This is a genomic window from Lysinibacillus sp. G1-3, assembly GCF_056322905.1.
The window spans coordinates 36,453-58,835 of the sequence record NZ_JBWHYQ010000007.1 but is presented as its reverse complement, the minus strand read 5'-3'; the positions used below and the strand labels follow the sequence as shown (position 1 = coordinate 58,835).

The 22,383-nt window shown below is 38.7% G+C and carries 24 protein-coding genes; 4 read left to right on the top strand and 20 right to left on the bottom strand.

From position 1 onward, the window contains the following. Window positions 1-93: 93 nt before the first annotated feature. The 17 genes from pseB to ACVYAD_RS08580 all read right to left on the bottom strand — a co-directional run bounded on the left by pseB (window position 94) and on the right by ACVYAD_RS08580 (window position 14,350). The gene (gene pseB, locus ACVYAD_RS08660) at window positions 94-1,065 is read right to left on the bottom strand and encodes a UDP-N-acetylglucosamine 4,6-dehydratase (inverting) (RefSeq protein ID WP_476425866.1); all 972 of its coding nucleotides are present in this window, start codon (window positions 1,063-1,065) and stop codon (window positions 94-96) included. A 97-nt stretch (window positions 1,066-1,162) separates the two neighbouring features. After that, window positions 1,163-1,507 (bottom strand): DUF8042 domain-containing protein, encoded by a 345-nt coding sequence (locus tag ACVYAD_RS08655; RefSeq protein WP_476425865.1) that lies wholly within the window; start codon window positions 1,505-1,507, stop codon window positions 1,163-1,165. 100 nt (window positions 1,508-1,607) lie between these two features. Next, on the bottom strand, window positions 1,608-2,450 hold the full coding sequence (gene hag, locus ACVYAD_RS08650; protein ID WP_476425864.1) for a flagellin Hag: 843 nt from the start codon (window positions 2,448-2,450) through the stop codon (window positions 1,608-1,610). Between the two features lie 202 nt (window positions 2,451-2,652). Then, window positions 2,653-2,871 (bottom strand): carbon storage regulator CsrA, encoded by a 219-nt coding sequence (csrA, locus tag ACVYAD_RS08645; protein WP_323645554.1) that lies wholly within the window; start codon window positions 2,869-2,871, stop codon window positions 2,653-2,655. Then, window positions 2,871-3,314: a flagellar assembly protein FliW gene (fliW, locus tag ACVYAD_RS08640; RefSeq protein WP_476426044.1), complete on the bottom strand. Its 444-nt coding sequence runs from the start codon at window positions 3,312-3,314 to the stop codon at window positions 2,871-2,873. The genes csrA and fliW overlap by 1 nt, the downstream gene beginning before the upstream one ends. Window positions 3,315-3,330: 16 nt before the next feature. Further along, the gene (locus ACVYAD_RS08635) at window positions 3,331-3,894 is read right to left on the bottom strand and encodes a DUF6470 family protein (RefSeq protein ID WP_476425862.1); all 564 of its coding nucleotides are present in this window, start codon (window positions 3,892-3,894) and stop codon (window positions 3,331-3,333) included. 105 nt (window positions 3,895-3,999) lie between these two features. Continuing rightward, a complete protein-coding gene (gene flgL / locus ACVYAD_RS08630; RefSeq protein WP_476425860.1) occupies window positions 4,000-4,917 on the bottom strand; it encodes a flagellar hook-associated protein FlgL in 918 nt (305 codons plus the stop codon). Between the two features lie 39 nt (window positions 4,918-4,956). Beyond that, a complete protein-coding gene (flgK, locus tag ACVYAD_RS08625) occupies window positions 4,957-6,513 on the bottom strand; it encodes a flagellar hook-associated protein FlgK (protein ID WP_476425858.1) in 1,557 nt (518 codons plus the stop codon). Window positions 6,514-6,573: 60 nt separating this feature from the next. Further along, window positions 6,574-7,074 carry a flagellar protein FlgN gene (locus tag ACVYAD_RS08620; protein WP_476425856.1) on the bottom strand — a complete coding sequence of 167 codons (501 nt, stop codon included), beginning with the start codon at window positions 7,072-7,074 and terminating at the stop codon, window positions 6,574-6,576. Between the two features lie 27 nt (window positions 7,075-7,101). Then, window positions 7,102-7,362 (bottom strand): flagellar biosynthesis anti-sigma factor FlgM, encoded by a 261-nt coding sequence (gene flgM, locus ACVYAD_RS08615; RefSeq protein WP_476425854.1) that lies wholly within the window; start codon window positions 7,360-7,362, stop codon window positions 7,102-7,104. A 253-nt stretch (window positions 7,363-7,615) separates the two neighbouring features. Next, complete coding sequence (locus ACVYAD_RS08610) at window positions 7,616-8,029, bottom strand: TIGR03826 family flagellar region protein (protein ID WP_349661259.1); 414 nt, start codon at window positions 8,027-8,029, stop codon at window positions 7,616-7,618. Window positions 8,030-8,108: 79 nt separating this feature from the next. Then, window positions 8,109-8,699 carry a ComF family protein gene (locus ACVYAD_RS08605; protein WP_476425852.1) on the bottom strand — a complete coding sequence of 197 codons (591 nt, stop codon included), beginning with the start codon at window positions 8,697-8,699 and terminating at the stop codon, window positions 8,109-8,111. Beyond that, on the bottom strand, window positions 8,696-10,063 hold the full coding sequence (locus tag ACVYAD_RS08600; RefSeq protein ID WP_476425850.1) for an ATP-dependent helicase ComFA: 1,368 nt from the start codon (window positions 10,061-10,063) through the stop codon (window positions 8,696-8,698). Before ACVYAD_RS08600 ends, ACVYAD_RS08605 begins: the two co-directional genes overlap by 4 nt. A 99-nt stretch (window positions 10,064-10,162) precedes the next feature. Continuing rightward, window positions 10,163-11,005, bottom strand: coding sequence for a DegV family protein (locus ACVYAD_RS08595; RefSeq protein WP_349661262.1), 843 nt, complete (start codon window positions 11,003-11,005; stop codon window positions 10,163-10,165). Window positions 11,006-11,588: 583 nt separating this feature from the next. Next, on the bottom strand, window positions 11,589-12,131 hold the full coding sequence (locus ACVYAD_RS08590; protein WP_476425848.1) for a nuclear transport factor 2 family protein: 543 nt from the start codon (window positions 12,129-12,131) through the stop codon (window positions 11,589-11,591). A 359-nt stretch (window positions 12,132-12,490) separates the two neighbouring features. Beyond that, entirely contained in the window at window positions 12,491-13,165 is a 675-nt protein-coding gene (locus ACVYAD_RS08585) for a response regulator (RefSeq protein ID WP_079559471.1), read from the bottom strand. Window positions 13,166-13,201: 36 nt separating this feature from the next. Next, window positions 13,202-14,350, bottom strand: coding sequence for a sensor histidine kinase (locus ACVYAD_RS08580; protein ID WP_476425846.1), 1,149 nt, complete (start codon window positions 14,348-14,350; stop codon window positions 13,202-13,204). A 167-nt stretch (window positions 14,351-14,517) separates the two neighbouring features. Between ACVYAD_RS08580 and ACVYAD_RS08575 the strand changes: the two genes are divergently transcribed. Next, window positions 14,518-15,156 carry a YigZ family protein gene (locus tag ACVYAD_RS08575; RefSeq protein WP_349661265.1) on the top strand — a complete coding sequence of 213 codons (639 nt, stop codon included), beginning with the start codon at window positions 14,518-14,520 and terminating at the stop codon, window positions 15,154-15,156. 137 nt (window positions 15,157-15,293) lie between these two features. Further along, window positions 15,294-16,328, top strand: coding sequence for an LCP family protein (locus tag ACVYAD_RS08570; RefSeq protein WP_476425844.1), 1,035 nt, complete (start codon window positions 15,294-15,296; stop codon window positions 16,326-16,328). A 649-nt stretch (window positions 16,329-16,977) separates the two neighbouring features. Here ACVYAD_RS08570 and ACVYAD_RS08565 read toward each other — a convergent pair. Next, a complete protein-coding gene (locus tag ACVYAD_RS08565; RefSeq protein ID WP_197139754.1) occupies window positions 16,978-18,042 on the bottom strand; it encodes a glycosyltransferase family 4 protein in 1,065 nt (354 codons plus the stop codon). Window positions 18,043-18,266: 224 nt separating this feature from the next. Between ACVYAD_RS08565 and secA2 the strand changes: the two genes are divergently transcribed. After that, window positions 18,267-20,630, top strand: coding sequence for an accessory Sec system translocase SecA2 (secA2, locus tag ACVYAD_RS08560; RefSeq protein WP_476425842.1), 2,364 nt, complete (start codon window positions 18,267-18,269; stop codon window positions 20,628-20,630). Next, window positions 20,630-21,523, top strand: a complete 894-nt coding sequence (locus ACVYAD_RS08555) for an accessory Sec system S-layer assembly protein (protein ID WP_349661269.1) — start codon at window positions 20,630-20,632, stop codon at window positions 21,521-21,523. The genes secA2 and ACVYAD_RS08555 overlap by 1 nt, the downstream gene beginning before the upstream one ends. Window position 21,524: 1 nt before the next feature. On the opposite strand, the gene ACVYAD_RS08550 is transcribed toward ACVYAD_RS08555, so the two are convergent. Both ACVYAD_RS08550 and ACVYAD_RS08545 read right to left on the bottom strand, forming a co-directional pair. Then, window positions 21,525-22,046, bottom strand: a complete 522-nt coding sequence (locus tag ACVYAD_RS08550; protein ID WP_476425840.1) for a hypothetical protein — start codon at window positions 22,044-22,046, stop codon at window positions 21,525-21,527. Next, window positions 21,961-22,353, bottom strand: a complete 393-nt coding sequence (locus ACVYAD_RS08545) for a hypothetical protein (protein WP_476425839.1) — start codon at window positions 22,351-22,353, stop codon at window positions 21,961-21,963. The genes ACVYAD_RS08550 and ACVYAD_RS08545 overlap by 86 nt, the downstream gene beginning before the upstream one ends. Window positions 22,354-22,383 lie beyond the last annotated feature (30 nt).

Below are 22,383 nucleotides of genomic sequence, written 5' to 3'. Positions count from 1 at the left end.
CGAACTCTTTCACTGACTTTAAAGACATTACAATAACGTCTGACTATATATTTAGTTATTAAAATATATTAATTAAATTTATGCTTTTGTTGATTACAAATCCTCTACCAACTGTCTTAACTGTTCAATAGTTAACCAATCTTGATTTTGATTGCTTGTATAAACGAAGCCATCCGGTAATGTGGTACCTTCATTTCGATATTTATTTGACCACCAAGAAAACTCAGGCTGTATGACATAATACTCGTTAAACTCACGTGTATGACGTGCATCATCCTCCGTAATCATTCCCTCATGCAATTTCTCACCTGGGCGAATACCTACAATCTCATACTTACAATCAGGTGCAATAGCTTTAGCGAGGTCCATAATATTCATACTTGGAATTTTTGGTACAAAAATTTCTCCTCCATGCATTCGCTCTAAGCTATCTACCACAAACTGTACACCTTGATCCAATGTTATCCAAAAGCGTGTCATACGCTCGTCAGTAATAGGTACAACGCCTGTGCCCCGAATTCTTTTAAAGAACGGCACCACACTCCCCCGACTACCAACCACATTGCCATAACGCACAACGGAAAAACGCGTCTTTTTATCACCTACATAAGAATTTGCAGCTACAAACAATTTATCTGAAGCAAGCTTTGTTGCACCATATAAATTAACAGGGCTACAAGCCTTGTCTGTGCTAAGTGCAATCACTTTTTCTACACCTTGATTAATAGCAGCTTCTACAATATTTTGTGCACCGTGAATGTTAGTCTTTATCGCTTCAAACGGATTATATTCACAAGCGTCTACATGTTTCATCGCCGCTGCATGGACGACAATATCTACTCCATCAAATGCACGCTCTAAACGCTGAACATCACGTACATCTCCAATAAAGAAACGTAGACGATTATCTCTAAATTTCTGCTTCATCTCATACTGTTTTAGTTCATCACGACTAAAAATAATTATCTTCTTTACACCAAGCTCTAATGCTTTAATTGTAAATTTTTCACCAAATGAACCAGTACCACCTGTTATTAAAACAACTTTATCTTTCAGTATATTCATGTTGTACTCCTCAATCTATTTAACTTTTTATATCAAAATTGGTTCCTTTTGATAATTCCTATCTAAAAGCCAGCTATATAGCATAGCTGGCTGTACATTACTGTTGTAGTGTAATAATTGGTAACTCCTCAAAAAAAGGTGCGATTTCATATTCGAACATATCCGCAACGATTATATAGTCTTTTATTTCTAGTCCTTTATTAATCTCGATTAAAAACTCTTCAATCTTTGTTATATCTAATTGTGTGTCAACGTCGTATGGTTTTAATAACTCAGTTACTTGTGATAACCAAATTACGCCTTCTGAAAAATCCTTAATCGCGACAAACACTTTCTCTGTACCATCTAAACGTAATTGAGTTGCGATATATTGTACACCCGTTGTTATATTTTTCATATATGAATTATAGCTATCGATTACTCCTTGCACTTGCTCCATCATAAACGTCTCTCCTTTTATATACTATACGTTATATCGGCAGAGTTTTAAAAAAATAAATAAGGTTCTCTCTAAATTAGAGAGAACCTTATTTATTTTTTTATTATTGTAATAATTGAAGAACGCCTTGAGGCTGTTGGTTAGCTTGAGCTAACATAGATTGAGCAGCTTGCATTAAGATGTTGTTTTTAGTGAAGCCCATCATCTCTTTAGCCATATCTGTATCACGGATACGAGACTCAGCAGCTGTTAAGTTTTCTGAAGATGCACCTAAGTTATTGATTGTGTGCTCTAAACGGTTTTGTACAGCACCTAAATTTGAACGAGTTTTAGATACAGTGTTAATTGCATCATCAATTATTTTAATTGCTTTATCTGCATCTGCTTGAGTAGAAATTTTAATACCAGTAGTTGCTTCATCATTCGAAGTACCAACGCCTAATTCTTTGGCATCATTTTTTCCAATATTAAGTGTCATGTTTTGACCAGAGTTAGCACCGATGTGGAATTTTGCTCCATCAGTCTCTAAGTCACCGTTTAACAGACTCTTTGTGTTGAATTCTGTAGTATTAGAGATACGGTTAATTTCTTTTGCTAATTGATCTACTTCTGCTTGTAATTTATCACGATCTTCTTGTGTGTTAGTATCATTTGCAGATTGTACTGATAATTCACGCATACGTTGTAGAATTGAGTGCGTTTCGTTAAGAGCACCCTCAGCAGTTTGGATTAAAGAGATTGAGTCTTGAGCGTTTTTAGTAGCCATATCAAGACCACGGATTTGTCCGCGCATTTTTTCAGAGATTGCTAAACCAGCAGCGTCATCGCCAGCACGGTTGATTTTGTAACCTGAAGATAATTTCTCAAGGTTTTTAGAAGCTTGAGTGTTGTTGAAAGCAAGGTTACGGTGTGTGTTTAAAGCTGAAATGTTGTGTTGAATTCTCATTTGGAATTCCTCCTTGAATGTTTGTTTTTGTCATTCCACATCCGTGTGGAATGTTTCGGATTAGGTAGTATGTATGTACTTCCTGCCCCTTACAATTTATATATCGTATTAAGTTGGAAAAGTTTAATAGTTTTTCGAAAGTTTTTTTATTTTTTTATGTAATAGATTACTAGATTAAAATTATCACTTAAAAACATAGTCTTTATTTTTTCTTTAACTGTTCCAAGAAGCTTGAAGATGCTGTTAAAGCTTCTCTATTTTGCGCTTGGATAGCTTCAAAAACTTCTGAACGGTGTACTTTAACTGTTTTTGGCGCAACAATGCCGATTTTAATTTGCTCGCCTTCGACAGCTAATATTTTAATCTCAATTTGATCGCCTATCATGATAGATTCATCTTTTTTTCGAGAAAGTACTAGCATTATTTCGCACTTCCTTCCAATGTTTGCATTGGGTAGCGTAGTGGATAGGATTTATTATCTTGTAGGACAATTTGTTTACCACACTTTTTATCCATGTTAACGATTATAGGTGCAAGCAAATTAATCGTTGATTCTTGGAATGTTTCCTTCATTGTTACTATAGAGTATGTAAGTACGTTCTCTTCCTTCTCAATTTGTAGTTGGTTACGATCGTCTTCGCTTATATCAAAACTGTAGTCTTTTTTGAAGGCGAACGGATAGGCAACTACAAAACCAATTTCCACATGTTCAACAGATTGCAGTATCGCTAAAGGAAGTTCTGCATCTATAGGTAATAATACGAATTTTTTTTCACTCTCTAATCCGAGTAATCCATGTTCAAACGTTAAGATGTTCTGTTCCTCAATTTCGATTTCACCTAAAAATTTAGTAGCAATTTTCATTGTTTTATACGCTCCTTTAAATGACGACATTGATGTCAACATCCGGTCTTTGTACCATTGTACCAGTTACTTTTCCTGGTGTGTATTCGTGTATTGGTTTGTTCACTTTTGCGTCAATTATTGGCTCTCTCCGCTGAATATTGACATCGGTTGTACCTGGTGTATAGTCTATTTTCACTGAACCTACTGATGGTACAAATTTAATATTAAATGGCGTACGGTGAGGACCATGATTTTGTTTTGCAATATTTTGGATAGTTGCACGGCCCTGGCCTTTACCAGCGCTGTCCATCATTTGACGTCCCTCTCTCGCTCTACGTGCCATTCCTTGGAGGTTCTCTTGTTTTCCTTTTTCTGCGTAGTTGGCAGCTGATTCCATTGGACCTATCATCCCTATATCCCTTCTTGCCTGAGAAGAGTCTATTTTTAAAACGCCTTTAGTAGTATGAATTTCTAAAATAGCGGCTGGCTGTTCAATATGCTGTGTTGCTTTCGGTTGTTTAATAGTTTGTTGCGGCTTAGCTATATTAAGGTCTAATTTCGCGTCTGTTGTATGAATTTGAATTTGCGGGAGTCTCATCTACTTCTCTCCTTTCAAGAAAAGCGTCTGAACAAAATGTCCAAACGCTTCTTTTAATCTTATTCGTTAAGATCTATTGTCGAAATTTAAATAAGTAAAATTATTTTATCTAATAAAATCTACTAATGTTTGTTGAATTATTTTCGCGCCAACAGAAAGTGCCGCTTGATGAATCGATTCACTAGTAACCATTTCAGTAATAGCCTTCGCATAATCAACATCTTCATTATCGGACATTTGCTTTGTTACACTTACTTCACGGATTGCAAGGCGATTCTCCATTAACTCCACACGATTTTGACGTGCCCCGATATCAGCCTGAGCCTCGAGAATTTTATTATGGATTGCTGTAATGTCATCTCCAGTACTTTGTTCAGCTACTCCCCCAAGAGCATTACCGATTTCTTCACCAGTAGCTGGTCCACCAGCACGATTAGGATCTAAAAGATCTGAAATTTTCCCCATCATGTCATCAACATTTTGAAACAGTTCAGCTCCAGGAGTATTCACTTTCATCTGAATACCATCATAAACTTCAATAACTACGTCTTCTGAGTTTACTTTTGATGGATCAATTGCACCATTTTCAAACAATGGCTGAGTAGTACGTGTTCCGCTGAAAATATAACGATCGGCAATCTTTGTATTACCTATATCCTGAATTTGTTGACGAATCTGATCAATTTCAGATTTAATTTTCGCACGTTCATCCGGTGTATTCGTATCGTTGGCCGCTTGAATCACTAGCTCACGCACTCGCTTCATCTGCTCACCAACTTGGTTGAGCGATTCGTCTGTTGTGTCGATCCAGTTATTAACCTCATTCATATTACGTGTATATTGTTCAACTTGACCTAAATCACGGCGATAGCCCATTCCTTTTACTGCAATTACAGGATCATCAGAAGGTCGAGTAATTTTAGAACCTGAGGTGATTTGATCTTGTAGCTTAGACATTTTACCAAAGCTTTTGTTTAAGTTTAAAAGCATGTTATTCGATAACATGGATTGTGTTACGCGCATATTTAAAAGCCCCTTTCTATCGTAATGCTAGAGTATCTTCTATAGTCCTACACGGCCCATGCCGTTAATGATTTTGTCTAATGTTTCATCGACAACTGTAATCATACGTGCGTTGGCATTATATGCTTGTTGGAACGTAATCATATTTGTCATTTCCTCATCAAGGGATACTGAACTTGCTGAGGCACGATTTTCAGAAAGTGTTACTAATAATTTTTCAGAAGTCATGTTTAAGCGATAAGCTTCTTCACCATCAGTTCCTAGTTTCCCAATCATACCTTGATAGAAGGAGTTAAACGTCGCACCATCTAAATCAGCTTGGCTTTTTGATTGAAGATTAGCAAGTTCAAGTGCAAATTTACCATTCCCCTCTTCATTAGCTGCATCAGATGCAGCTAATTTAGAAGGATCATCCATAAAAACATCGTTTACCTTAATATTACCTGCAGTTATTACTCCGTTTTCCCCAGTAAAGAAATCTTCTTTATTTTGAACACCTGTTAAATCATAGCCTTGCTGATGCATTTTATTGAAGGCTTCAGCAAATTTAGCTGCCAATTTATTAAGGTCTGCTAATGTTTCAGTATAATAGCCTTTTGTACCAATGACGTTACCATTAATATCCTTCTCAGCATACCCGTACGAATCAATAAGGGATAACATTTTCCCTTTACCTGGTTCTAACTGGTCATATGAAATGGATTCTGTTGTGCCAAGTCCACTTACTTGAATAGATGAGAACACATTGGACAAGTCATTGCCATCGATTTGCTTGGAACCAGTGCCATTTACTTCGATAGTAGCAAAGTCTCTACCATTCACTAGCTCAATCTCTTTATCTGTACCATATGGTTTGAATACAACTGTAAGGCTTCCTTCAGCCACAGCACTAGCATTCCCGCCCGATGCGACACGTTTAGTGGATACAGGTATGTAATTATTTAATTCATCAATTAACACATCACGTGCATCGTATAAGTCGTTCGGTACATGACCATTCGGTTCTACTTCCTGCACCTGTTTATTGATAGCTGCAATCTGTTTTAGAAGTGAATTGATACGATTTGTCGCTACATTAATTTCGTTTCCTAAATTACCTTGAATTGTTTTTAGCTGCGTGTCCATATATCTAAATGATTCAGCTAGGTGATCCGCACGTTGCATGGCTACTTTACGAGAGGCCATATTTTCTGGGTTTGTACTTACATCTTGAAGCCCTTTCCAGAACTGTTCTAATGCTGCGTTTAAGCCATATAGAGACGGTTCGTCCATTATATCTTCCATTTGAGAGATCGCATTTGATCGTGATTCCCAATAGCCTAGCTTGTTTGTTTCTTGACGGAATTGACGATCAGCAAATTCATCACGCATACGTTGAATCGATCCCGCTTCTACCCCAGTTCCTAGATGCCCTGGATAGTTAGGTTGATTTAAACCAGCTTGTGGGAAACCTTGCGTCGCTTGCATATTTACTCGTTGGCGAGAGTAACCTAATGTATTTGCATTGGAAATATTATGTCCTGTTGTATATAGAGCTGTTTGTTGTGTAAATAAACCGCGTTTACTAGCTTCTAAGCCCATAAATGTTGAGCGCATTCTTTTTCCTCCTTAACGTTTATATTACCAAGCAAATGTTTCTTGCATGGGTGCAAGAAACTATGCTTGAGAATCAAAAAATGATTTTTTAGCAACCTTATTTGTTCCGCGTATTTCACTACCAGAGTAGTTTATTTGCTCGGTCTGAGGTCGCAAGGAACCCAATGTCAAATTGACAAATTGTAGTGATTGGAACACTAGTTTTTGATTTAAATCGTTTTGTTTTTTTAAATCGTTGATAATTTGCAATAATCGATTGCGAACAGTTGAGAGCATGTCTTTTTCAATCTGCTGTTCAGCAACCTCGATGACATCAGCGACAGTTGCTTTGTCAATTGAAGCAAATCCTTTTGCCCCAAGGTAATCCGTTACCTGTTTTTGACGCTGTTGCTCGAGCTTATCGATGGCTGCTACATGTGCCTGCTCATCCTTGAGCATTTGGTCCAGTGCTTCGATATCGCCAGCTGTAATGATTTCAGTTTTCTTTATAGCTAGTTCAAGTAAGCTTTTATGCATTTTTTCTAGTTTTGTTAGTGTAGAACAGATCGTTTCTACAGACATATTGCGAAGCACCCTTTCTGAAATTCCTTAGAAACGATAATATTTCAGCATATCTTCTGCCACTTTGCGAGCGTCTACTTTGTATTCCCCAGAAGCGATATCTTCTTTTAATTGTTTTACGCGGTCTACACGCTCTGTGTTATATGTTGAAATCCCTTGCATCTCTTGTGCAGTCTTTGAAATTTCGATTTTATCTGCGAAGGATGCCTTGTTAGTGCTTGATTTTACATTGCGCACCTGATTGTTATAGGCGTTCACTGCATTAATCCCATATGATGTAATTTTCATGTAATCCCCCCTGTCTAAAAGCTTATCTTACTATTATTTCGGATTGTCTCACATAATGTTAAGTTTTCAAATAGAAAAAAGTGTGCTAATTTTGTTTAAAATTAACACACTTTAGACCTATCAATTATGCCTCGGTATAATTGCAATATAAGAGATTAGCCTAAAACCATTGCTTCCAGGCGTTTTCACAGGATGTAAAGTTCTTAGCCCGAATTCCCTATTTCAGGGGTGTTTGGACACTCGATGAAAGAAGTTAACGTTTTCGATCTGCGTGATAAGTTACACGATCACGACCTGCCACACTCTCACGAAACTCCTTCGCCGCTTCGAATGTACGTAGCTCTGACTTTAATTCATCCTGACATTTTGTACAAAGCTTGCCTGTTGTCGTTAAGTGACCACAGTTATCACATGGGTAGCCAAGATTCGGGAACATTGCAGGCTGTAAACGTCCCTTGCGTACCCATTTATACAATAGCTCCTCTTCAGCTCCTGTTGCTTCAACGATACGCTCTACTGTCGCTGCACGGTTTTCACGTTTACGTAAAAAGCGATAAACAATTTGATATAATTCTTCTTCTGATTGAGCGCATTTATGACATACTTCTCTGACCCCTATATAATTAAAAAACTCATTACATTTCGGACAATTGCGAACCTCTGCCATCTATTTCTTCCTCCTCTTGCATAATAACAATACGAATCTTATATACTCGTAATCTATTATACACAATGCATTAGCATTTTCATCCATTAATTAGTGTGAAGCTTTTGACATTTTTGGCGCCTGCATTTAATAAAACTTCAGTAGCATGCCTTAAAGTCGTCCCTGTTGTTTTTATATCGTCAAAAAGAAAGTATTCTTTATGCTCTACATGGGCTCCATCCATCAGACGGAAAAGTGATGCGGCTTGGTTTCGTTGCTCTCTATTTTTGGAGCTTTGCGTTTCTGTCGTCGTCTTTTCTAAAAGTTGTATAAAAGGAATATTCGCAGCCTTCAATAACTCCTCCATATGCGAAAAGGTACGTTCCCTTTGCTTAACGGGTTGCATAGGAATCGGTATAATGGTTGCTTTTTCTTGCTTCAATCGTGCATGTAGCTCCTGCCGAAATACTTTAGCAAGTGCAACATCCTGAAGAAATTTATATTGATGTAAAAAGTCTTTCATCTCATCGTTATATTGGTAAAGTGCTGTTGCTGTTGAAGAATATTCAAACTGGGCAGAGCACCTATCACAGATAGTTGGCTGAAATTGTTTTGTTAAAAGTAGTTTCCATGAAATTGCTGATCGCAAAGGCTGTGAGCATAATAAGCACAGTGTTTCTATTTTATTCATGATAAAAATCCTTTCTTATTATAATAAAGAATTTTTGTCCGAGCATCATCCATTTCAGCCGTAATACCATGATGAAAAAATACGACGTCTCCCTCTGCGAAATCGGCATTTCGACCAACTCGCCCTGCGATTTGAATGAGTGCACTTGAAGTAAAAATGGTCGATTCTGCCCCAATCACTGCAACCTGTACATTCTTGATCGTAATCCCTCTTTCTAAAATGGTCGTAGTCAGTAAGCCTGGAACTTCTTTATCACGTAGTTTCAGCACTTTCTCTTTACGCTCCTGATCCTCCGCATGTACTGCCATGATATTCTCATCTAATAACTGAAAAAGAGGGGTTGCTATTTTCATTAACTCGACTTTTGGGAAAAATAATAGAAATGGCTCTTTGCGTGCAAGGCGCTCCTCTGTCCATTGTTTTAGCTTTCTTGGAATCTTTCCCCGTTTCAAGCTTTTTTCATAGCTCCATAGGGAATGAAATCGAGGGACTGGTAATGGATAATCGTGATAGCGCTTCGGAATAAATGAATAGCTTTCATTTTGATACTGAGTAAGTAGTTTAGGAGAAGGGGTTGCCGTGACCAACAATAGTGGTGCATTTTCTGTTTTTGCCTGTTGCACTGCGCTTTGTAGCGTTTCATCAAATGTATACGGAAAGGCATCTGCTTCATCAACAATCATGACGTCAAACGCTCGGTCAAACCGATAAAGCTGGTGTGTTGTCGCCAACACGAGCTGGGCATAGCCCTCCTGCTTTGGTGATTTACCATATAATGCATGGATCATCGTTTGTGGGAAAACTTTTTGAAAGCGTGGATGTAACTCTAACACTACATCTGTACGAGGTGTAGCGATACATACTCGCAAGCCTTGCTCCAACGCATAATGAACAGTTGGGAAAAGTAGCTCTGTTTTACCCGCCCCACATACTGCATGCAAGAGATGAGAACGCCTTGCCTTCACACTTTCTAGCATTTCATTTGCCGCCTGCTGTTGAAGCACAGTAAATTGCCCTGACCATTCGAGTGAATGCTTTTTTGTCCTAATTGTGCGAGGGCCCGTCCAAATCATCAATTGCGTACAACTACTCACTCTGCCCATATTCAAACAATGTCTACAATATATACATGGCTGCAGACACTTTGAACAATCAAACGTTGTAAATTGCTGAGGATCTTCATTATGGCAACGATTGCATTTTAGATGTGGATCTCTTTGAATTCCTTCTATTATACGGAAGTATTTATACTTGATTGATTTCTCGATATCTTCCTTAGAAAATGAGGCATGCTCCTTCAACCAAATACGTCCTTCATGGAAATCTCGTAATGCAGGTGGCAACAACCAACCTTTGTATGTCATTGCTTTGCTCCTTTCATGTGATTATTTATCGGCGATAAGAAATTCCTAAATAAAAAAACAGCCTCTACACATTTACTGTAGAGACTGTCTCACTTACTATTATTTTTTTGTCCAACCTAGACCCATTGAGCCTTCACCTAAGTGTGTGCCAATAACAGGACCGAAATAACTCATTTTAAAGTTAACGTTCGGGTAGGTTGCTGCTAGTTGTGCTAGCCATTCTTCTGCTTCAGCAAGGCAATTGCCGTGGATTACAACAGCGTCCATTGCTTCATACTTTTTAGCATCTTCAGCTAGTAGCTCTTCCGCACGCTTTAATGCTTTTTTACGTGTACGAATTTTTTCAAAAGGTACAATGACCTTGTCCGCAAAATGCAGGATCGGTTTTACTTGTAATAAGCCGCCGATTAATGCCGCTGCTGCAGACAGACGTCCCCCACGTTGTAAGTGCGCTAAGTCATCTACAATGAAGTAAGCACGAACTGATTGCTTCATGTCCTCCAATGAAGCGTGAATCTCTTTTGCAGACAAGCCCTGAGCCGCCAATTCAGCAGCTCGTAGAACGTAAAAACCCTGTACCGCACAGGATATTTCACTATCAAAAGCGGACACATCAATGCCTTCCACCATCTCGCCTGCTTGAACGGCACCTTGATATGTACCACTGATACCACTTGATAAATGAATAGATATTACCTCATCATACTCTTTTGCCAGCTCTTCAAAGAGAGCGACAAACTCTCCAATTGGAGGCTGAGTTGTTTTTGGGAATTCTTTTGCCCCACGTACTTTATCATAAAATTCAGATGCCGTGATATCTACTTCTTCTTCAAAAAGTTGACCTGAGATATTTACACTTAACGGAATCATATGAATGTTTAAGCGTGCTCGTTCCTCAGCCGAAATATATGCAGTACTATCTGTTACGATTGCTGTCCTCATCCATGTCCACTCTCCTATTCTAAATAGTTTACAATCAATTGCGCCTCAGCGCAATTGTTGTCTGGATTTTGTATTGTGCATGCACAATTTATTCCTTTCAAAATCCGTGACATCCGACGGAGGCTTTAGGCCAACATGATGTTGGTCACTCAGTCGTCGCCACAGGACGTGGCGCTCTTAGACTGAGTTCCCCTATTTCAGCTAGCTGAATGAAGATAAAAAGAAATGAATGTGAAATGAATTACGACATAACGTAATCTTGTCTACACGTCGAATAGGAGGAAGTTACTTCACTCTTTTATCATTCTAGACAACCGCATTCATTTCACATTCATTTTCTATGTATAGATCTCCTCATATGATTTTCACCCTATTAATCCTTCTTTGAATGAAAAAAGGCTCATCACCATAAAGAGGGGTTGATTTCCTTTCTAATGAAGCAAGTCCAATAAGCAGTTAGGCATGATGCTTTTTGCCATCTCACTACTGCGCTCGCTCTAGGGGCTTGTCTTTGACGCTAATGCCCAGGAAATCGCCCAACCTCAACTTTTAGTGATGAGCCTGAATGAAGAGATCCTCATTTTTATTTGCCAGTACTTGATTTCGTGTCGTCCATATAAAAGACGCTAGTGACCTTCCAGTCCCCATCTTCTTTGACCAATACTGTAACTTGTTGTCCTGCACTTTCATGCTTCACATTTGTTTTAGTTTGTACTAAATGCAATGTTATATTGGAATGGACCTGTGCTTCATTTTCGTTATATTTTATGATTGTCGTATCTTTAGCATCTCGTTTAACGTCTGACTCTTTAAATACTTCTGTCGTGAATTCTTTTTCTTCATCATAATCGAAACCTTTTGGATCCTTCGAGAGCGTTTGCATATAACGATCAATATCTTTTGAATTAAAAGCTTCAATATATTCATTAAAGGCTAGTAAGATTGCTTTTCCTTCATCAGCAGGGACATTTTCTGCCTTCGTTATTTGCCCACCATTCATTTCAAATCCTATGGTTCCATCATCAATGATTTTTTGTTGTTCTTCTGCATTCATTTCATCTTTTTTATTACCACAGGCAGTTAACATTAATATAGTAAGAACTGCTAGAAAACTTTTCTTTAACATCAAAAAACCTCCCGCGCATATTGTAGCATATAAATCCCGTTGTAGGAATTTTGTTGTGTTTTTTCTACATTAAGGTGCTACATCTTCCTTATGACGCCCACGCTTATAAAATGTTGCACGATCTCTATGTATAAATTGTTACATTTTTCGACAATTCGTACCTATAAAAAAAACTGCTTTAAAAAACTACTAAATAATATAGTAGCCTTTAAAAACAGCTATCAATTACGCCTCGGCATAATTGCGTCCGGAATCGGTTTTGTGCTAGCGCAAAGAACTCTTTTCCGATTCCGTGACATCCGCCGGAGGCTCTAACTTCTTTCAGTTCTCCTGAAAGAAATAAAATACAATATATGCTATTAGCGTACTTCAACCCAACCATTTTTGATGGCTGTAACAACAGCTTGTGTACGGTCGTTTACATTCATTTTTTGTAAAATGCTTGAAACGTGGTTTTTAACTGTTTTTTCAGAAATGAATAGCGTCTCACCAATTGTACGGTTCGATTGTCCATCTGTTAATAATTGTAATACTTCACATTCACGCTTTGTTAACAAATGGAATGGGCGACGAATTTCTGTTTGATGGAAGTTACCTTTATTTTCATGCTCAGAAAGACGACGGAATTCCGCTACTAAATTTTTAGTTACTTTCGGATGTAAATAAGATCCACCATTGGCAACTACTTTAATAGCTTCAACAATTTCGTCCGCATCCATTTCTTTCAGCATATAGCCTAGTGAGCCAGATTTTAGTGCGTGTGTTACGTATGTTTCATCATCATGGATGGAAAGCATAATAACCTTTGCATCTGGGTACTCATTAATTAAATCTGCTGTTGCCTCTACGCCATTTTTCCCCGGCATATTAATATCCATCAGTACAACATCAGGTTGATTTTCAGCATATAAAGATACTACATCCGTACCATCATCACCTTCTGCTACCACATCAAACGTATCTTCAAAATCTAAAATACGCTTTACTCCTTCGCGGAATAGCTGGTGATCGTCTACAATAATAATCTTCGTCATTTGTCTTTACCCCCTAAATTTCCTCAAACAATCGTTTTACTCTACTTCTAACGGAATTTTAAATAAAACCGTCGTACCTCGATTTATCTCACTTGTAATTGAGATTGTCCCATCCAAAATTTCAATACGTTCTTTCATACCTAAAATCCCAAAGGAATGGTCTTTAACTTTCTGTGAATCGAAACCTATGCCATCGTCCTTTACAACGATATTTACGGCATCTTTCAACCACTCAAGCTTCACCCAAATATCCTTACATTTTCCGTGTTTCATGGCATTCGTTACACATTCCTGCACTAAGCGGAAAATAGATACTTCATAGTTTGATGGTATACGCTTTTCGGTGCTTCTTGATTGGAAATGAACCTCAACACCCGGATTATATTCAGTCACTGTTGATAAGTACTTTTTTAATGTCGGAACAATTCCCAAATCATCAAGTGCCATTGGTCTTAAATCATAGATGATACGTCGCACCTCTGATAATGCATTACGCACCGTTTTTTTTAAATCAGCAATTTCTGCCAAAGCATATTCAATGCCCTTTTCACGATACGTTCTGTCTATTAAATCAGTGCGCATTAGTACATTTGCGAGCATCTGAGCAGGTCCATCATGTATTTCCCTAGATAGACGTTTACGTTCCTCTTCCTGCGCCGCAATGATACGTATACCAAAATCTTGTTTCATTTTTGCTTGTTCAAGTGCTAAACCAACATTTTTTAAATCTGAAGTTAAGTAATTCAAAACGACATTTACTTGATTGACAATCTGATCTGCACGTTCAATCGTATCGAGTAATGCTCTTAATCTTCTCTCCAAATCATCTCTTTTATCACGTAGTTGCTTTTCTTGTGTTCTAATAACGGAGAGTTTCACTTGAAAATCCTGTGCAGTTTCATATGCTTCTCTAACTTGTTCTTCGGTATAATTATCAAAAGCTTTACTCACTAACACAAGTCTTTGCTTGGCAAGCTGTGTGCTTTTTTCTAAAGCATCGCCTTCATCAATAACAATTGAAACTTGTTTTCGAACAATTTCTAGCTCATTTTGCATATCTTCGAAACTTCTACGGCTTTGTTCACTTATAATAAAGATATCGTCCTTTGAGCTCATGATTGTTTCTAACATTCGATTAAATATGTCATCAAGCGACTTTAAATCGAAGGTATCATTTGAAAACATAGTATACTCCCCAGTCTAATGTCTTATGATTACTTACCATTTCAATAGACCAATTACATAGTCTATACCCATTATATCATCCCGCTGTTAAAATTTAATGCTTTTTCTTTATGAAAATTATAGAATAGAAGTCAAATAGAACTCTACCTAAAAGGAGATTGGTTCGGATGAGAGAAAACTATTTAACAGTAAAAGGATACGGCGAAAGCGAAATTGTTATTTCTAAATCTCGCTTTCTTACTTATATAGAACGCGCAGAAACGGAAGAGGATGCAATTTCTTTTATTGAACGTATAAAAAAAATGCATCATAATGCGACACACAATTGTTCCGCCTATATGATTGGTGAGCATGATCATATTCAAAAAGCAAATGATGATGGGGAACCTAGTGGCACAGCTGGCGTCCCTATGTTAGAAGTCCTAAAAAAACAAGGATTAAAAGATACGGTCGTTGTCGTCACACGCTACTTTGGTGGCATTAAGCTTGGCGGTGGCGGTCTCATTCGTGCTTACGGAAAAGCGACAACAGAAGGTTTACTCGCTGCCCAGGTTGTCGAACGCAAGCTTCATCATATTATGAAAATTACCGTTGATTACACATGGCTTGGCAAAGTGGAAAATGAAATTCGAGGTTCTTCGTATACTTTAGAGGAAATTCGCTATTTGGAAGGCGTCGACATTATTGTATCCGTGTTAAAAGAGGAGGAAGAACAGTTCCGAAACTGGGTAACAGAAATGACAAACGGACAAGCAAACATTACGTTTGAGAATGCTCAATTTATTGAATTTATTGTAGATAAATAGTTTTAATTGCCGAAACTATTTATGCATAGTATAATTTTAACGTTAAGCTATTTTATCAACTGCCTATTTATTACTTGTATTTGCATAAATTTTAGTTTAATCGTATTATAATCCCCATAACTTAGAGGAGAATATAAATGAAAAATAAAAAGTACAAAAAGAGGTCTTCTAAAGCTTCCTTAATTATAAAAGTTTCCTTACTTCTCGTTGCTAGTTTGGCCATCTGTGTTACTGCTTATGGTGTTTACCTTACTAAACAAGTGAAACACGCAGCTGACTCAGCACACGAAAAATTAGAAGGCCGCGAAGTTTCAGCACTTCGCGAAAGTAAAGTAGAGCCGATAAAGGATAATGTATCTATCTTATTTGTCGGTGTGGACGATAGTGATAATCGTGGGCAAGGTTCTGATCACTCACGTTCCGATGCACTAGTTTTAGCGACATTAAACAACAAAACGCATACGATTAAAATGCTAAGCATTCCTCGTGATTCATACGTTTATATTCCTAAAGTAGAATATAAAGATAAAATTACCCACGCTCATGCTATGGGTGGTACATTGACAACAATCAAGACAGTTGAAGAATTATTAGATATTCCAATTGACTATTATGTACGTATGAACTTCAATGCTTTCATTGACGTAGTAGATGCATTAGGTGGCATCGAAGCTGAAGTACCTTATGCTTTACACGAGTTAGACGAATTCGATAAGTTTACAATCAACCTGGAGCCAGGTATGCAGCACTTAAACGGTAGTGAAGCACTTGCACTCGCAAGAACACGTAAACAAGATAGCGATATTGAGCGTGGTAAACGTCAACAAGAAATTCTATCAGCTATCATCAATAAAGTTTCTTCTGTTGGTTCTATCTCAAAATACGATGATGTCATTAATGCACTTGGTAATAACATGAAGACGGATATGACATTTGATGAAATGAAATCCTTCTTATCTTATTTAACAAAAGGTGTACCACGCATTGACACTTTAAATTTAGAAGGCACTGATGATATGTCTACTGGTGTATATTATTACCAATTAGATCCAGCGTCAGTTAATGAAGTAAAAGAAACTTTGCAAAACCACCTTGGCTTAGATGAAAATTCAACAAGCCTCACAAATAACGACACTGACAGTGATTCAAGTGAAGAAACTTCGGTAAATTAATTAGCTTAATAAAACTTATAGCCTTTCCACTTAAATTTGTGGAAAGGTTTTTTTATGGAATCCTACTGAGTATTGCTTTCGCCAAATACCCAATCGACATCCTCTTCGTCCCCTTTGATGGTCCTATCTGTCACTTCGTTTCTCAGGCACATGCGTAGCTTCTCAACGCGCTCTGATGACTGCACCTCTTAACGGCTCCTTCGCACAGCATTCGGATGAAGGTACTTGTAATTGTATTCTTTCTAGAATCAAAAAGGCTGCAGGAGTTAGGCTAATTAATTATCCATGTATTATTACTATTTTACGGGTGTTCACCTTCCTTTCGCGGGTATTCACCTTACTCGCCCCGGGATCCGCTTCTCTTCCGCGGATATTCGCCTTCCTTCGCGGGTATTTGCCTTCCTTTCGCGGGTATCTCTTCCTTGCCCGGGGTCCGCTTCTCTTCCGCGGGTATTCACCTTCCTTCCGCGGGTATTCGCTTCCCTTCCGCGGATATTCACCTCTCTTCCGCGGGTATTCGCCTCTCTTCCGCGGGTATCACTTCCTCACCCCCGGATTCGCCTCCCTTCCGCGGGTATTCGACTAAAATCGTGCAAAAAGAGTCGACAAAAAAAGCAATCACACAAAATGTATGATTGCTTTCAATTTATTATTTATTAAATATCCGTACAAAATTCAATAATGGTTTATAGTTTTTACCCGCGAGTCCAATGACTTCAACCAAAATTTCAATTGCTGTTAAAATAACTGCTACGAGTAAAATCGCACCCCATACTTTTGCCATAGAGAAAATAACTGCGGCCAAACCAAACATTATTGCAATCCCGTAAATAATGAGCACTGTTTGTCGATGTGTAAAGCCCATATCTAGTAAACGGTGATGTAAATGTGATTTATCAGGATCAGACCATTTTTTCTTCATTCGTACACGACGAACAATCGCAAAGAATGTATCAGAAATCGGCACACCTAGGATGATAACTGGGATAATTAATGTAACGACTGTAACATTTTTAAATCCAAGCAATGCGAGCACTGATATCATGAAGCCAAGGAATAATGCTCCTGTATCTCCCATGAAAATTTTCGCTGGGTGGAAATTGTAAAATAAAAATCCGATTGTTGCTGCTGCTAAAATGGCTGCGATTGCTAATACGAACATATTGTTCATGATAATTGCCATGACAGCTAAAGTAATAAGGGCAATCGTTGAAACGCCTGCCGCTAGACCGTCTAAGCCATCAATTAAATTAATGGCATTAGTAATACCAACAATCCAAATAATTGTTAAAGGAATACTTAGGAATCCAAAGTTTAATTCACCTACAAATGGCAGGGTAATCATATCAATTTGAATGCCACCTACAAAGATAACGATAAGTGCCGCAATAAGCTGGCCAACTAATTTAGCCTTTGCGGAAATTTCACGCATATCATCTACGACACCGGTTGCTACGATAATGCAAGCACCAATAATAATTGCAAGTAAAAAGTTACTACCATTTTCATTGATTATCAAAATCGGCTGAAATATAGCTACAGCTATTAAAAAAGAAAGGAAGATCGCCAATCCCCCGAGTCTTGGCATAATTCGTGCATGTACTTTTCGGTAGTTTGGTGCATCGACAGCACCTATTTTGAACGCTAATCGTTTAACTAGTGGAGTTAACAATATTGAAGCAACAAATGCTGCTATTATAGACACGTAGAGCATGTCTCTCCTCCTCAAAAAAATAATCTACATTAAATCCAAATTGATTATAGCACGAACCGGCGCCGAAATATACTTTTTCTATTTATTTTCCACCATTTCACAAATATTTTCCATCTTTTTCAGATTGGAAGAATGCTGTATGCCAAATGTAGTCACCATACGTAAAATTTGATAGAATAATGTAGTGTCTAGTAGTTAGACAACATTAAAGGAGCGTATATTTCATGTTCTCAATTTTCAAAAGTAATAAAGAGCAAACGAGTGCTCGTCAATTAAAACGCTACTATAAAATAGTAGAACAAATTAATAGTCTCGAAGAAAAATATGTTAATAAGTCAGATGCAGAATTAAGAGAAATGACTTTTATTTTCAAAGATCGCTTACAACAAAATGAGCCTATTGCATCCATCATCCCAGATGCATTTGCGGTCGTACGCGAAGCCTCAAAACGTGTATTAGGAATGCGTCATTTTGATGTACAGCTTATTGGTGGTCTTGTTTTAACTGAAGGCAATATCGCTGAAATGCCTACAGGTGAAGGTAAAACGCTAGTTGCTTCCCTTCCCTCTTATGTACGTGCATTAGAAGGCAAAGGTGTTCATGTTATTACCGTCAATGATTACTTAGCGAAACGTGACTTTGAGCTAGTTGGACAGATTCACCGTTTCCTTGGCTTAACAGTTGGTTTGAATTTACCAATGATGGAAGCAGACGAGAAAAAGGAAGCCTATAATGCAGATATTACATATGGTGTTGGGACTGAATTCGGTTTCGATTACTTGCGTGATAATATGGCATACAGTTTAGCTGATAAAGTACAGCGACCTTATCACTTCGCCATTATTGATGAAGTAGACAGTGTACTAATTGATGAGGCAAAAACACCACTGATTATCGCTGGTAAAATGCCATCTAACGATGAATTACATCGCATCGCATCTATGTTAGCAAAACGCTTCAAAATAGATGAAGATTATGATTTTGATGATGAAACAAAAGCTACTTCCCTAACAGATAAAGGTATTGAAAAAGTTGAGGCTGCATTCAATATAGATAATCTGTATGACTTAGAGCATCAATCTCTTTTCCATTATGTTATCCAAGCTGTTCGTGCTCATGTCATGTTTGAACGTGATGTTGATTACATCGTAAAGGATGACAAAATCGAGCTTGTTGATATGTTCACAGGTCGTATTTTAGAAGGTCGTTCACTATCGAATGGCTTACATCAAGCGATTGAAGCAAAAGAAAATGTAACGATTACTGATGAAAATAAAGCACAGGCACAAATTACAATTCAGAACTATTTCCGTATGTATCCGAAGCTTTCAGGGATGACAGGTACTGCGAAAACACAGGAAAAAGAAATTCGAGAAGTGTATGGCATGGAAGTTATTCAAATTCCAACCAATCGTCCACGTCAACGTGTCGATCAGCCTGATATTATTTTCAGCAAGCAAGAAGATAAATATAAGTATGTAGCCGCTGAAGCTAAACGCCGTCATGAAAAGGGACAACCTGTCTTAATAGGAACAACGTCCATACTGCAATCCGAAACAGTTGCCGATAGCTTGAAAAAAGAAGGCTTAAAATTCCAATTGCTAAACGCTAAAACAGTTGAGCAAGAAGTTGAACTAATTTCTCAAGCAGGACAAAAAGGGCGTGTTACAGTAGCTACCAATATGGCTGGCCGTGGTACAGATATCGTGTTAGGCGAAGAAGTTCATGCTCTTGGAGGTCTATATGTTATCGGTACCGAAAAGCATGAAAGCCGCCGTGTAGATAATCAGCTACGTGGTCGTTCAGGTCGTCAAGGCGACGTAGGTGAAAGTCGCTTCATTCTCTCTATTGAAGATGATATGTTCCGTCGCTACGCAAAAGAAGAAGTTGAAAAATTCTCTGCAAAAATGGTTGTCAACGAACAAGGCATTATTCAAAATAAAGATGCTCAAGAACTCATTAACCGTACACAACGAATTGTTGAAGGTTCCCAATACGGTATGCGTGAATACAACTTAAAATTAGATGATGTTATCAATGACCAACGTACAGTTATTTATGGTCTACGTAACAAAATTCTAGCTGAAAATGACTTGATGGGCGAGCTTAAAAAAATGCTTCGTGAAACGGTTGAATTTGCTGTTCTCGACGCCGCGCCAGAAGAAGTAAATTCTGTTGAATGGAATTATGATCAAATGGAGAGTTCACTCAACTCACTTTTCATTACACCTGTCACAATTGACCGAGAAGTGGGCAGAGTAAAACAAATTTTAGAAGACATTCAACCTTCTGAACAAGAACTGCTCAATCATATAGAGAAATTCGCTGAAAATGAACAAGTACTAGAAGTTCTGCCACAAATCATGCTTAGTTTCATCGATAGTGGCTGGGTGAAACATTTGGAAGTAATGGCTCATTTAAAAGAAGGTATTGGCTTACGTCATTACCAGCAAGAAGATCCAATGCGAATTTACCAACGCGAGGGGCTTGAGTTATTCGGTAAGAATTTCCAAGAACTACGTCGTTCTATTATTATAGAAATTACTGGCTTCATGAAAACAATTGACGCACAACAGGAGGTACAATAATGGGCTTATTCTCATTCTTTAAAAAATCAGACAAAATCGTTCAAGAAAACACAATTGACTCAAAAGACTTACTAGGAAAAGCTTCTACGAATACAGGCGATAATCGCGATGTTGAAACAAAGCTTTCATTCCATCCAGATTGGGATGTACCACAGGAGCAAAAATACATTTTCAACTTCCTAGCAAACGAACTTGAACCATTAAAACCAAATCAATTATCTCTTTCCTCTATTAGTATTGAAGAAAACAAACGCAAATGGCATGTGCGCGCATTTTTCCGCTCATCTTTACCACAAGCAATCGAGCTAGGAGAAATCGAGCTTTTCATCATGGATAAAAATGACGAGCTAGTAGCATCTAAAAAATTCGATTTCAAAGCCCTTGGCACAATTCCAGCAGAAAGCGCTCGCCCATGGGTATTTGAATTCGATAAATCTGCAATTAAAGTAGACGAAATCCCTGAAGATGGCTGGAAAATCGCCTTCAACCTTGTGTCCCTTCGCGGCCACCAATTAGAACTTGACCCATCATGGGAAAAACAATTACCAGCAGCTCAAAAAGAAGAGCTAGCTAAAATCGTCGAGACTTTACCAAAACTAGGTGAAACTGAAGTAAACTTCACCGGCTTACAAGCAAAACTAGCTGACAACGGCAACCTAAATGTATCGATTTTCATCCGTAACGGACACAATAAAGCTATTAATCTAGAACAATTACCACTAGAAATTATAGATGCAACAGGCAAACAAATTGCTACTGGTTCATTCAACATGGACCCAGTATTAACTGTACAACCAAACTCAACGAAACCTTGGACATTCGTCTTCCCTGCAGAACTTGTTGACGCAAAAGACGCCGACCTATCTCGTTGGACAGCACGCGTAACACAATAAACTATCGAAATCCCTTCTTTTTTTTAAAAGAAGGGATTTTTTTGACCTGCCTTGTGCGGATGTTGCTTTTCTTGCGCGGGTATTCGCTTCTCTTCCGCGGGTATTCACTTCTCTTCCGCGGGTATTCGCCTTCCTTCCGCGGGTATTCGCCTCTCTTCCGCGGGTATCCGCCTCCCTTCCGCGGGTATTCACCTCTCTTCCGCGGGTATTCACTTCTCTTCCGCGGGTATTCACTTCTCTTCCGCGGGTATTCACTTCTCTTCCGCGGGTATTCACTTCTCTTCCGCGGGTATTCACTTCTCTTCCGCGGGTATTCACCTCTCTTCCGCGGGTATTCGCTTTCCTTTGCGGGTATTCGCCTCTCTTCCGCGGGTATCTCTTCCTTCCGCGGGTATTCACCTTCCTTCCGCGGGTATTCACTTCTCTTCCGCGGGTATTCACCTTCCTTCCGCGGGTATTCGCCTCTCTTCCGCGGGTATCTCTTCCTTCCGCGGGTATTCCCCTCCCTTCCGCGGGTATTCACCTCTCTTCCGCGGGTATTCACCTCTCTTCCGCGGGTATTCACCTCTCTTCCGCGGGTATTCACCTTCCTTCCGCGGGTATCTCTTCCGCGGGTATTTGCCTTCCTTCCGCGGGTATTTGCCTTCCTTCCGCGGGTATTTGCCTTCCTTCCGCGGGTATTCCCCTCCCTTCCGCGGGTATTCACCTCTCCTCCGCGGGTATTCGCTTCTCTTCCGCGGGTATTCCCCTCCCTTCCGCGGGTATCTCTTCCTTCCGCGGAGATTTGCCTCTCTTCCGCGGGTATTCCCCTTCCTTCCGCGGGTATTCACTTCTCTTCCGCGGGTATTCGCCTCTCTTCC